Origin of the sequence: Sphingomonas sp. ABOLH (assembly GCF_003951715.1) — a bacterium.
Lineage (GTDB): Bacteria > Pseudomonadota > Alphaproteobacteria > Sphingomonadales > Sphingomonadaceae > Sphingomonas > Sphingomonas hankookensis_A.
The window spans coordinates 26,217-37,867 of record NZ_QQWV01000037.1; the positions used below are offsets into that span (position 1 = coordinate 26,217).

Annotated in this window: 13 protein-coding genes; 6 read left to right on the forward strand and 7 right to left on the reverse strand. The window is 62.0% G+C overall.

Features of this window, described 5'->3' with window-relative positions; genetic code table 11:
• Positions 1–152: 152 nt before the first annotated feature.
• On the forward strand, positions 153–1,133 hold the full coding sequence (locus CA237_RS15010; RefSeq protein ID WP_126014543.1) for an ATP-binding protein: 981 nt from the start codon (positions 153–155) through the stop codon (positions 1,131–1,133).
• Between the two features lie 2 nt (positions 1,134–1,135).
• Positions 1,136–3,637: a S8 family peptidase gene (locus CA237_RS15015; RefSeq protein WP_126014545.1), complete on the forward strand. Its 2,502-nt coding sequence runs from the start codon at positions 1,136–1,138 to the stop codon at positions 3,635–3,637.
• A 10-nt stretch (positions 3,638–3,647) separates the two neighbouring features.
• On the opposite strand, the gene CA237_RS15020 is transcribed toward CA237_RS15015, so the two are convergent.
• Positions 3,648–4,142: a DUF417 family protein gene (locus CA237_RS15020; protein ID WP_126014559.1), complete on the reverse strand. Its 495-nt coding sequence runs from the start codon at positions 4,140–4,142 to the stop codon at positions 3,648–3,650.
• Between the two features lie 508 nt (positions 4,143–4,650).
• Here CA237_RS15020 and CA237_RS15025 point away from each other — a divergent pair.
• Positions 4,651–5,577, forward strand: coding sequence for a YeeE/YedE thiosulfate transporter family protein (locus tag CA237_RS15025; protein WP_241215508.1), 927 nt, complete (start codon positions 4,651–4,653; stop codon positions 5,575–5,577).
• On the opposite strand, the gene CA237_RS15030 is transcribed toward CA237_RS15025, so the two are convergent.
• The 4 genes from CA237_RS15030 to gap form a co-directional block, all read right to left on the reverse strand.
• Entirely contained in the window at positions 5,574–6,014 is a 441-nt protein-coding gene (locus CA237_RS15030) for a DUF6314 family protein (RefSeq protein ID WP_206432993.1), read from the reverse strand. The genes CA237_RS15025 and CA237_RS15030 overlap by 4 nt on opposite strands.
• A 48-nt stretch (positions 6,015–6,062) precedes the next feature.
• Positions 6,063–6,548, reverse strand: coding sequence for a DUF417 family protein (locus tag CA237_RS15035; RefSeq protein ID WP_126014549.1), 486 nt, complete (start codon positions 6,546–6,548; stop codon positions 6,063–6,065).
• Between the two features lie 48 nt (positions 6,549–6,596).
• Positions 6,597–7,109 (reverse strand): MarR family transcriptional regulator, encoded by a 513-nt coding sequence (locus CA237_RS15040; RefSeq protein ID WP_126014563.1) that lies wholly within the window; start codon positions 7,107–7,109, stop codon positions 6,597–6,599.
• 192 nt (positions 7,110–7,301) lie between these two features.
• On the reverse strand, positions 7,302–8,312 hold the full coding sequence (gene gap, locus CA237_RS15045) for a type I glyceraldehyde-3-phosphate dehydrogenase (RefSeq protein ID WP_126014551.1): 1,011 nt from the start codon (positions 8,310–8,312) through the stop codon (positions 7,302–7,304).
• A gap of 252 nt (positions 8,313–8,564) precedes the next feature.
• On the opposite strand from gap, the gene rpiA reads away from it, so the two are divergent.
• Both rpiA and CA237_RS15055 read left to right on the forward strand, forming a co-directional pair.
• Positions 8,565–9,251, forward strand: coding sequence for a ribose-5-phosphate isomerase RpiA (rpiA, locus tag CA237_RS15050; RefSeq protein ID WP_126014553.1), 687 nt, complete (start codon positions 8,565–8,567; stop codon positions 9,249–9,251).
• A 308-nt stretch (positions 9,252–9,559) separates the two neighbouring features.
• A complete protein-coding gene (locus tag CA237_RS15055) occupies positions 9,560–10,039 on the forward strand; it encodes a MarR family transcriptional regulator (protein ID WP_241215507.1) in 480 nt (159 codons plus the stop codon).
• Positions 10,040–10,069: 30 nt separating this feature from the next.
• On the opposite strand, the gene CA237_RS15060 is transcribed toward CA237_RS15055, so the two are convergent.
• Both CA237_RS15060 and CA237_RS15065 read right to left on the reverse strand, forming a co-directional pair.
• Positions 10,070–10,849 (reverse strand): ZIP family zinc transporter, encoded by a 780-nt coding sequence (locus tag CA237_RS15060; RefSeq protein ID WP_126014557.1) that lies wholly within the window; start codon positions 10,847–10,849, stop codon positions 10,070–10,072.
• A 90-nt stretch (positions 10,850–10,939) separates the two neighbouring features.
• Positions 10,940–11,335, reverse strand: coding sequence for a peptide-methionine (S)-S-oxide reductase (locus tag CA237_RS15065; RefSeq protein WP_346773501.1), 396 nt, complete (start codon positions 11,333–11,335; stop codon positions 10,940–10,942).
• On the opposite strand from CA237_RS15065, the gene CA237_RS15070 reads away from it, so the two are divergent.
• On the forward strand, positions 11,287–11,651 hold a 365-nt coding region (locus tag CA237_RS15070; protein WP_164523889.1), incomplete at its 3' end, for a transposase. The genes CA237_RS15065 and CA237_RS15070 overlap by 49 nt on opposite strands.

Here is an 11,651-nt window from a genome sequence, read left to right on the forward strand (position 1 = left end):
CGACCCAGCTGCGGATTTCGTTGTCACAAGGAAGGAACGACGATAGAACGGTAACGACTTGGGGGCAGTCGATCAAAGCGCGTCTTCCGAGCGTTGCCACAACCGACAGCGCGAGATGAGTGCATGAGAAGCGATGGAACAGGCGATCTGCGGTGACAAAGGCCACCCACCTTGTCGCGCTGCTGCAAAGTCACATCGATGGCGATGAGGAGCAGTTCCTGACGGTCGCGATGCAGGCGGCCGCCAACGAAGCGCGTCTCGGCCACGGCAAGGTCGCCCAGCAGCTGCGCGAGATGGTCGATGATGCACGCGCCCGCGGTAAGACAAAGGGGCGCACGCGCGCCGTCCCCCTGGTGCAGCCGCGCGGTGAGTTGGCGAACCTGGTCGCTGCCAGATATGTAGATACGCGTCTCTCGAGCATGGTGCTCCCCGAGGAGTTGCGCGATCGGTTGCAGCGCGTAATCCTTGAGCAGCGGCAGGCGCATCGGCTACACCAGCATGGCTTGCAGCCACGCCGCAAGCTGTTGCTCATCGGCCCGCCTGGAGCGGGCAAGACGATGACAGCTGCAGCCATCGCCGGCGAGCTCAAGCTGCCCTTGTTCTCTGTCCTCCTCGACGGACTGCTGACCAAATTCATGGGCGAGACCGCTTCGAAGCTTCGCGCGGTCTTCTCGGCGATGACCGAGACCCGAGGTGTCTACTTCTTCGATGAGTTCGACGCGATCGGTGCCCGACGCAGCGAACGCAACGACGTGGGTGAGATCCGCCGCGTGCTCAACTCCTTCCTGCAGTTCCTTGAAGAGGACGACAGCGAGGGCCTGATCGTCGCGGCGACCAACCATCCCGAACTGCTCGATCCCGCACTCTTCAGGCGCTTTGACGACGTGATCGAATATGCACTGCCGGACGCGCAGGTGGCCCGGGCGATCCTTGAAGGTCGGCTGTCGACCTTCGACACAGCCGCGCTGTCCTGGGAGGAGGCGACAAGGGAGGTCGACGGGCTGAGCCAGGCTGACCTCGCCCGGATCGCGGACGAGTCGGCGAAGCGGACCTTGCTCGCAGGGCGTGAGCGTGTGGAGACCTCAGATCTTCTCGCGGCGGTCGCCGAGCGAAAGGCGGCGGCCCGACGGTAACGATGGCAGACGAGGAAGCGCGGCCGCATCCGCATATCTATTTGCAGGGAATGGGGGCGCGCCAGGGGTACACGGCCTATCAGGCGGGCGGCGACGGCGGCAGCGGACCGCCGCAGCGCGATCGAGCCGCCCATGCGAACGCCCTGACCCAGGCCCTGACGCAGATCGTACAGCAAGGCGAGACGATCCTCGCGAACCGCGACGCCGATGTGGCTGCCGGCGAAAAGGGCTTCTACGTCGAATTCACGCTACCAGTGGGCCAAGCTGACATCGTCGACAAGCTGGAGAACCGGCGTGGCCGCTTCCCCATCGAGCTGGTGAACGTCCACCCTGCCGAGGAGGGGCTTGTCTCCGCGACGGTGTTCGTGCCCGAGAAGCAGAAGGACTATTACCTCAAGAAGGTCGCGGCTTATCGTGACGATGACACGGTCAGGCAGAAAACCCTCGACGATGGCTCAGTCGAGGAGATCCGCAAGCCGAAGAACCAGCGTCTCGTCGCGTCGATCGAAACCGCACGTCTGGCGGTCGCCCGGTCCTTCTACACCGATCAGGCGGATCTCTTCCCCGCGCCGGGTGTCGAGACCTGGTGGGAGGTCTGGGTCCGCAAGGGAACGAAAGGATCGTTCGACAAGGCCGCGCACGCGCTCGGCATGGCGACGCGCGAACATAGTCTCGAATTCGCCGAGCGTGATGTGGTCGTCGCGAAGGGCACGCCTGAACAGCTCGGGCGAGTGATCGCCAACACCGACAGCGTCGCCGAGCTCCGCCTCGCACGCGATACGCCCTCGCTCTACATGGGGATGGATGGGGCCGAGCAACGGACCTGGAGCGCGGACCTCGCGGACCGGCTCGTCCCGCTCGACGGCGATGTCCCCGCCGTCTGCCTGCTCGATTCCGGGACGACGATCGGCCATCCCCTGATCGCACCCTACCTGCTTCCGGCCGACCAGCAGGCCTTTGATGCTGCCTGGAATATCGAGGATGTGAGCGCTCAGGGGCATGGCGGTCACGGCACGCAGATGTCGGGGACACTGCTCTACGGCGACCTCATGGAGGTGCTCGACGGGGCGGGGCCTGTGATCGTCCGGCACCGGCTCGAGTCCGTCAAAATCCTGCCGGACCATGGCGCCAATGACCCCGATCTGTATGGGGCAATCACCGCCCAAGCGATCGCGCGGGCCGAGATAGCAGCACCAAACCGGCCAAGAGCTATTTGCCTCGCGGTCACCAGCTTGGGCGATCACGGTCGGGGCAGACCGTCGGCTTGGTCGGCGAAGCTCGACGCGATCACCTTCGGCCGCGACGAAGTGCAGCGCTTCATCGCGGTCGCCGCGGGCAACATCCGCGAGGCGATCGTCGCGGCGGACTATCCCACGCGTAATGATACGATGCCGATCGAAAGCCCGGCCCAGGCGTGGAATGCGCTGACGGTCGGAGCGTACACGGAACGGACGCTGATCTCCGATCCGACCTATGCCGGCTGGAACGCCCTTGGGGCAGCTGGTGACATCATGCCGCGCAGCCGAACCTCTGTCAGCTGGATCCGCGAATGGCCGCTTAAGCCCGACGTCGTCTTCGAAGGTGGGAACATCGGACACGATCCGGCGACGGGGCAGGGCGACCATGTCGATGATCTCGCCTTGCTGACCACGTATCGGACGATGGCGGAGCGGCCGTTCACGACGACGGGCGATACCAGTGCGGCAACTGCGCTGGCTGCACGGATGGCGGCGCAGATCATGGCGGAGAAGCCGGCCCTGTGGCCCGAGACTGTCCGCGGTCTGATCGTTCATTCTGCGGAATGGACACCGGCTATGCGAGCGCATCAGGGCGTAATCGGCAAGCCCGCGCTCGTGCGGCGCTATGGCTTTGGTGTCCCGTCTCTGGTGCGCGCTCTTGGCAGCCTCGATCATGATGTGGCCATCGTCAGCGAAGACGAGATCGTGCCGTTCAAGATGAAGGCAGGAACGGCGGTCACCGACGAGTTAGCCGTCCATCAGCTCCCATGGCCGCGCGTAGCGCTATTGGCGCTTGATCCTGCGACGCTTGTCCAGCTTCGGGTAACGCTAAGCTACTTCATTGAACCAAACCCAGGCGAGCGCGGGCTGTCGCGGCGCCATGTCTATGCAAGCCATGGTCTGCGCTTCGATCTCAAGCACGCGGATGACTCGCTAGACACCTTCCTCCGGCGGAGGACCTCGGAAGCGGGTGCGCGGCCGCCGAGGCGGGCGGCCGCGGACACCGGCTGGGCTGTGGGTCCGCAACTGCGACACAGAGGGTCGCTGCACGCGGATATCTGGGAAGGCACCGCGACGGAGCTTGCCGCCCGCGACGCGATCATTGTCTATCCGACAGGCGGCTGGTGGCGGGAGAATGTCGCCCAAGGTCACGTGGGCGAGGCGGTGCGTTACAGTCTTATCGCCAGTATTCGCGCGGCGCCAGGGACCGAACTGTACACTGAAGTGACGGCGCAGGTGGCGCCCAAGGTCGCGATCGGGATCTAGCCGTCCACGTCTAAGTGGAGCTTGGACTCACTCCCCGTCGCTGACGGATGGAGTTCAGAAGGAGGACGAGTGACGCTGCGATCAGCACCAAGTCCTTAAGCAGGAACTGGCCGGGCACTGTCGAGATGGCCGGAAAGCCGCCCGCAGAACTTTCCACCACTCCTGGGGTGGTAACGAAGAGGGAGAGCGTGATCAGGGAGAAGCACATCGACATGGCTGCTCCGAGCGCCGAGCACAGAGCGCTGAAGGCTCCTGCAGTTAGGGCGAATGCGGTCGCAAGCTGTATGAAACCGATGAAGCTGCTCTCGCCCTGCACCCCGAATATGCTCAGCCAGCTTAGGATCGGACTTCCGGCAATCAGAGGGGCGATGTTATTGGCGTCATACACTGTGAACTTCATGGCGCCAGACCAGAGCGATACTAGGACGAGCGCCCATCGCAGTAGAGCTAGGTCCCGGCTGGCGCTCTCAGCAATCAGAAACCTAGGCTTCATCAAGTACTGCATCATGCCCGGCTCTTGCCGCCTGGCTGCACGAATACGCCGTAGAAGCTCGGCCCGGCGCATGATCACGGACACCTCGCGGTACAGGTCTTGGCCTGCCCGACGCATTCTAGATCGCATCCGTTTGGAACGAGGAGATGCCAATCGAAAGCCCCGACTAATATGCGCCACGCATATACAATGGCTCTTATTGCTTGTCGATCCGCTATCGTCGGCAGCTTTGTAGCGGCGTTCCGTCCGCCCCTATGGTAGCTGACACGCAGACGTCGTCCTCAAGCTCGCGCGCGTCGGGTGGAACTACCCGCCACGCCCTGCATAAGCCGCGATATGGGATTGTTGTCTATGCGCCATGCATATACCTCTGACGCATGCAGTATGCTATCCCCGGGCCCCAGCTCATGACCGGCGCTTTTTCGCTTGAGCGGGTGAGCGGCTTTCCAACTTGGATTGAGCGCCGACCGAACGGCGGAGCTTAACAAGGGTGCAGTCATGGCTCGACTTCGCTCTGTGCGTGCTATCTTTCGGCTTCGGATTTGCCGCCAACCAGGGAGGGACGTGCCTGGTCGCCGCCGCTGACGAGCTGGTCAGACGACAGCCTCCTCGCCTCCTCGTCGGGCTTGTCTCAGCGTCCGCAGCTGCAGGTCTCGTTGCCGTGCCGCTCGCGTGGGCTGCAGCGATAGATGGACTATCAATCACCGCATCGAGTATCCACGCTCCGCTCTTGGCGGGTGCCGTTGCCTTCGGTTTGGGAGCTCTCGTCAACGACACCTGCCTGCTAGGATCGCTCGCTCGTCTGGGGGATGGGGAGGTACGACTTCTAGCTCTGCCCTTTGGTCTCGCGGCCGGGATGCTGCTCATTGACCAAGCGCGACACGATCGTAGGGCAATGTGGCCAAGCCTGCTCGCGGCGCCGAGCGTGTGGGGTACGGTCTGCCTTTTGAGCTTTCTGATCATCCTGACGCTGGTGTCGATCATCCTGGCGGTCAGCGAGCCATCGCGACCAAGGGGGAGATGGCCGCTGGTATTATCGATGTTGGTCCTTGGAGCGACCGGCGGGGCACTTTTTGCACTGTCGCCGTCCTGGACGCTCGCTCAGTTGCTGCAGCACAGCCTTCTTCTCGGCGACATGAGCACCGGGGTTGTCGCACTCCCGGCTGTGGCTGCATCGGTCATGGGCGCATTCGCCGCCTCTGCCGGGCAGGGCAAAATGGGCCTTCAGGAACCTTCTGTCCTTGATCTCCTTCGAACCCTCATCGGCGGCTTTCTTATGGGGGTTGGGATCTCTCTCATCCCCGGCGGGAATGATGGTCTTATCCTGTCAGCCGTGCCCGCGTTGTCACCAGGTGGCTTCGCGGCCGTCCTTACTATGACCGCCACAATTCTGATTGGCTTGGTCGGACGCCGCAGGCTGACGCGCGGCGGGCGCATCGATCTTTAGCGAACGTAACTGCTGAGCAGGCGATAGGCTTTTGCCGGGCCCACCACGTCGATGATGGTCTCGAATGCACCCGGCCGGCCGAGAATGTAGCGAACCTCGTAAGTGTCGGCACCGCAGCGGTGGATATCGTTAGCTACGAGCTGTTGATCGTCCACGGCGTCGAAAATAAGCCGCACAAAGACATTGCCCCGGGTCGGCCCGTCCGCGAACGCGACCGTGAACCCCCTTTCGGAGGGACGATAGGTGTAGCTCCGGTAGGACGACAGCTCCCGCCCGTCTCGCAGCAGAAGCGTCCCGCACTCTCGGTAAATGAAAGTGTCACCAGGTTCAGGATCGAAGACGGCCCTGCCGCGGAACTGCGCGCCGGCACCTCTGATTTCGCGATCGAGCTGCCAGGCGCCACTTAGACTTCGAAGGAGACGAGAGCCGTCGATCACCGCGATGTGTCATCCTTGGTTCGCAAGCTCGGCCCGGCACGCAGGAGATTACGCCAACTGAGCGGTTCGCCGTTCGACTGAATTGAAGAGCAGCACAAGCGACGCGGCGAGGAGAACGGCGTCCTTGAGCAGGAACTGGCCCGGTGCGGCCGATATGGCAGGGAAACCTCCTGCGCTTGCCTCCGAAACCCCCGGGGTAGTTACAAAGAAAGTTAGCGTGATCAAGTAGGTGGACACCGACATGAGGGCGCCCAGCGCTGAGAAGATGGGCCGAAACGCACCGACGGTCAGCGCCGCAGCCGTCGAGAGCTCGATGATCCCGACAAAGTAGCTCTGCCCCTGCGTTCCGAACATGCCGAGCCAGCGCATAAGCGGGCTGTTTCCTATGAACGGAGCGATCCCGTCGGCCTCATACATGGTAAACTTCATGCCGCCGAACCACAGAAAAACCAGGACGAGAGCCCATCTCAGCAGCGCAAGATCTCTGCGGTTTTCTTCAGCAACGTGAAAGCGATAGCGGTTCAGAAGCGGCATCTGAAGTTCCTCGATGAAGATTATGTCGGTGGTGGAGAGACGAAAGGTTCAATAGCGCCGCGCGCCCATTGGGCAGCCAAGACACCGTGCCTGATCGCAGAAGCGGCACGTAGACAGCGCGCTCTGGGGATCATTCAACAGGGAAGTCAGAATGGTGTCGGCGATCCGTTCCAAGGCTACGCGCTCGTCGGCAGAGATCCGGACCAAAAAGCCGGAAACCGCAGCATTTCTCAGGCTTAGGAGTTTGGTTCGTTCGGCATGTCCGCGTCGCGTCAGCGTTATACGGGCGACGCGGCGGTCAGTTTGCGACTGCGACTTTCCTACGAAGCCCTGATCATCCAGCCGCTCGACAACGCGAACCGTCCCGGCATGCGACAGGCGAAGGATCCGGCTGATCTGATCGATCGACATCCCCGGCTCGTGACCGATCGCGATCAGCGCAGCAGCGGTTTCTCCACCCGCGGTAAAGGCCTCAGCTATGGCGATGCGCACCCGATCGGACACGGCCTGAGCGAGTGCGCCAAAGACGTTGATCAATCGATCTGAAGGCTCGTCCGGCATCGTCGCCACCCGGCTTAGTATATGCGCCACGCATACACCTGTCGTAACCCGCTGTCGAGTTCGATCGGAACTTGGTCGCGCTGCTCGTGTGGCCGCTTCCCTCCAGCATGGTGCTTGACGGGCGCGAGAGTAGGTGGCGCAAACAGCGCCCAGAATCGCGCAAATGCTCGGTTTGGAGTTCCGCGGTTGCAGTCAGCTGCCGAATTTCGCCATCTCGAGTGCGGTATCGGCCATGCGTGTCGCAAAGCTCCACTCGTTGTCATACCAGGCGAGAACCCGGACCAGTCTTCGATCGACAACGTCGGTCTGGGGCAGCGCGACGATCGACGACTCGGTCCGATGACTCAGATCGATCGACACCAATGGTTCGGTTGTGACCGCGAGCACACCCTGCATTGATCCATCGGCGGCAACACGAATGGCTTCGTTCACCTCCTCCACGGTGACGTCGCGCATGGCGGATACGGCTAGGTCGATGACCGAAACATTGGGTGTGGGGACACGGATAGAGGATCCGTGCAGCTTGCCCTTCAACTCCGGCAACACGCGGCCGATTGCATTCGCCGCGCCCGTCGATGTCGGAATCATCGATAGAGCGGCTGCGCGCCCTCGATAAGGATCCGTGTGCACGGCATCCAGCGTCGGTTGGTCACCGGTATAGGCGTGGACCGTCGTCATGTAGCCGCGCTCGATGCCGAACAAATCGTTCAACACTTTCGCCACGGGTGCGAGCACGTTGGTCGTGCAGGATCCGTTCGAGACGATTACATCCTCGGGCGTCAATGTCGCATGATTGACCTTGAAGACGATTGTCTTGTCGGCTCCCTCGCTGGGTGCTGAGACGAGTACACGTTTCGCACCGGCGCGGAGATGTGCGCTGGCCTTGTCTTTCGAAGTGAAGAAGCCTGAGCACTCCATTGCAATATCGACGCCGCACTTCTGATGAGGCAAGTCCGCCGGGTCGCGCTGCATGGTGACCGCGATTTTCCCGTAGCCAACATCGATCCAGTCGGCGCCCACGTCGATTACGCCTGGAAAGGGGCCGTGGACGGAGTCGTATTTAAGAAGGTGAGCCAAGGTGCTGACCGGTGCGAGATCGTTGATCGCCACGACTTGGATATCTTGACGGCGAAGTTCGACCACCGAGCGCAACGTCAGTCTGCCGATGCGCCCAAAACCGTTGATCGCAACCCTGACAGTCATGCGCATTCCCTCCCGTTGACGAAAAATCTCCGCCGGGAACGAGTATCTCTCGCTGCCCGCTCGCAGGAAAATTGCCGCTCAAGTCGACGCTATATATATGCGTGACGCATAGACCTAGGCGTGGGTTCCGAACAGGTCAACACGGCGAGGCGACTAGGAGCGATTGGTCACTCCCGGCAGATGCTCGGCATCGTCCCGTGGAGCATGCAGTGCGCAACGGGACAGCCAAGGAATGGATGGAGGATTGAAAAGGTGTCTGACCTCGAAGCAGAAAAGGCACTCGCAGCCAAAAGGGCGGTCGATGAAATCCAGGATGGCATGCTTGTCGGGTTAGGGAGCGGCAGCACGGCGAATTACGTGGTGAAGTATCTCGGAAAGCGAGTTGCTGCCGGGCTCCGCATCACGGCTGTCCCCACCTCGCGCATGACCGAGGTTCTGGCCCGCGAACTGGCCGTACCGCTAGTTGCCGCCGGAGGTCTCAGCTCGGTCGACCTTACGATCGACGGCGCCGACGAGATCGATCACAGCCTGCAGGCAATCAAGGGCGGTGGGGGCGCGTTGCTGAGGGAAAAGGTTGTTGCTGCGGCATCTGCTCGCGTCATAGCCGTGGTCGACTCCAGCAAGGTCGTAAGGCAGCTCGGCCGCTTTCCGCTTCCCGTCGAAGTTTTCCCGTTTGCCACTGAGTTCGTTGGCGCGCGCCTTGCCGACCTCGGCGTTCCGGTGTCCCTCCGATTGCAGAACGACGATCCGCTTTTGACAGATCAGGGCAATCACATCCTAGATGTGGCCTTCGGGGTCATCACAGACCCGCAGCAGACCGCGCTTGCGATCGCAGCCATTCCGGGTGTCGCCGCGCACGGCCTGTTCCTCTCTGAGGTCGATACGGTCATCGTTGGGCGCGATGATGCGGTTGACGTTAGACACGCGGATCGATCGTGATCCCAGTACTGCGGATTGAAGCTTTCGCCCCCAGCGCTGCGTCCTCGATAAACCTAAGGCGGGCAAGAGGCCGGGCTTCTCTCAAGCCGCCATAGCCGCAGCGTATCGAGCGGCATGGCAGCTTGCCGCAAACTACGACAGATGAAAAATCGGATGCGGTGCCCTAAACTACTGACTTCACGCGACTTCCCATTGTTCCAACCTGCCGGATCGATACGCACCGAAGCTTGCTGTCTATGCGTCGCGCACATATACCAGGACGGATGGATGAACCTCGAGACCGTAACGTTTTCGGGGCGTTTGCACTTATGATCAGCGACGACATCGTTCGCGCTAGTTCATCGCGGGCGCCGGAAGAAGGACCAGCCGCGTCAGCGCTAGCGCTGCTCGCGCACCAGCCTGGGCTTTCGGTAAGAATGCTGGCGGTCGGCGTGGGCTTGTCGCACGCAGGGACGGTCCGCCTTGCCGATCGCCTCACTGCCGAAGGACTGATCGAAAGCCGGGCGACCTCGACTGACGGCCGCGTCCGTTCCCTGCACCTGACGTCGGCCGGTCAGGAGGCGAGTGCTGCGGTCCTGTCCGCACGAGATAAGGTCATCGGAGAGGGTCTGTCGATCCTCAACAAAGGCGAGATGAAGTTCCTAGCCGACATTGCCGAGCGCGTCCTTCGTGCCCGCTTGGAGAACCTCGAGCACTCCTACCGCATCTGCCGCCTGTGCTGCTACGAAGGTTGCACCAATTGTCCTGTCGACGCGGAGCTTCATGAGCGGGGGCAGGACCGCGAATGACGGTCGCACCGGTGATCTGGAAGTGCGGGCTCAATGCTGCGCGATCAAGTAGGCGGCTAGGAAGCCGAGGACCGTAATCAGCCCGATGAACGGAGGCGCATTTTCGAAGGCCTCCGGGATCATGGCTTCGGCGAGCATGGCCAGTACGGCACCAGCCGCGAATAGGAGGATGGCAGGCTCCTGCGCCGATGCTGATCCGAGCAGGAAGTTTCCGGCACCTGCAGCGATCGCGATTATGAGCGGAATCCCGATCCATATCGTGTAGATGTATGTGCGAGACCGACCGGCCAGTTTCATGCCTGAGGTGCTCGAGAGGCCCTGGGGCACGTTAGCCAGAAAAAAGCCTACGATCACGGCCAGGCTGATCGCGCCGCCCCCGGCGACCGACATTCCGATTACCAGGGCCTCAGGGATGCCGTCGAGTACGCTGCCCACGGCGATCGCAGCTCCACTGCCATGATGCTCCGCTTCGTTGGGTTGCTCGACGCACTCGCCACAACGCTTTCTGTCCCTGGCCCCGCGCCTGGCTAGGTACCAGTTTATGCCGCTGAAGATCGCCGCACCTGCTGGCAAGGCCAAGGTCGGCCATGTAGCTGCCCCGGCCGCATGTGGTCGAACGACAAGCTCGGTGGCGATGACGGCAAACAAGACACCGCCCCCGAACCCCATGATGGCGGAAACCATCCGATGACTGAGCTTGCCGGATAATGCGTCTGCAACGGTCGCGCCCAAGAGCAAGCCGCTGCCAGACACTAGCCCCCACATGCCGGCAACGACGAACTCAGGGACGGTTGTGATAGGTGGTTCCACCGTCGCAGCCTCCTTCAACAAACATCGACTTGCCAGCGGCGCGTTCAATGGCGCTGTGATGTGCCAGCAGGTCGTGGCTTGGTCGCATCATCAGCGCGATCGGTCGAGGCGCCACGTGGGACGCGCGAAGTGGCAGCTATACCCCCTCGGATGTCGAGCCAGGTAGTTCTGGTGCTCCGGCTCTGCCTCCCAGAATGGCTCCTCGGGATTGATCTCGGATAAGACCGGCCCCGGCCATCGACCCGATGCCTCGATATCCTCGATCGTTGCCAAGGCGACCTCCATCTGACGCTTGTCGGTATAGAAGATGGCGGATCGGTAGCTTGGCCCGATGTCACTGCCCTGTTGTTCGTGTCCGCCGTCAGCACCAATGGCACAGATTTGAGGTTGTGATTTAAGGAGGATCTGGGCTTCGTCGTAGTGACGAAGGAACGAAGATGAAGCCCAGATCCTCCGATGTAAAATCGCCCGCCAAGGCCCCGGCAGAGCGGGTAGTGAAGGATATCCGCCGACAGACCCGGCGCCACTTTTCGGCCGAGGACAAGATCCGCATCGTGCTGGATGGCCTGCGCGGGGAAGACAGCATCGCCGAGCTATGCCGCAAGGAAGGCATTGCCCAGAGCCTGTATTACACCTGGTCGAAGGAGTTCATGGAAGCTGGCAAGCGCCGCCTGACCGGCGACACCGCCCGTGCCGCGACCACCGGAGAGGTCCAGGACCTGCGCCGCGAAGCCCGGGCCCTGAAGGAATGCGTGGCCGATCTGACACTGGAAAACCGTCTGCTCAAAAAAAGCATGGTCGC

What these genes read in the sequence shown, in the direction of transcription:
- CA237_RS15035 (WP_126014549.1), bottom strand. Translation starts at nt 6,548, where the DNA reads ATGCCGCTTCTGAACCGCTATCGCTTTCACGTTGCTGAAGAAAACCGC.
- CA237_RS15015 (WP_126014545.1), top strand. Translation starts at nt 1,136, where the DNA reads ATGGCAGACGAGGAAGCGCGGCCGCATCCGCATATCTATTTGCAGGGA.
- CA237_RS15020 (WP_126014559.1), bottom strand. Translation starts at nt 4,142, where the DNA reads ATGCAGTACTTGATGAAGCCTAGGTTTCTGATTGCTGAGAGCGCCAGC.
- CA237_RS15055 (WP_241215507.1), top strand. Translation starts at nt 9,560, where the DNA reads ATGATCAGCGACGACATCGTTCGCGCTAGTTCATCGCGGGCGCCGGAA.
- gap (WP_126014551.1), bottom strand. Translation starts at nt 8,312, where the DNA reads ATGACTGTCAGGGTTGCGATCAACGGTTTTGGGCGCATCGGCAGACTG.
- CA237_RS15040 (WP_126014563.1), bottom strand. Translation starts at nt 7,109, where the DNA reads ATGCCGGACGAGCCTTCAGATCGATTGATCAACGTCTTTGGCGCACTC.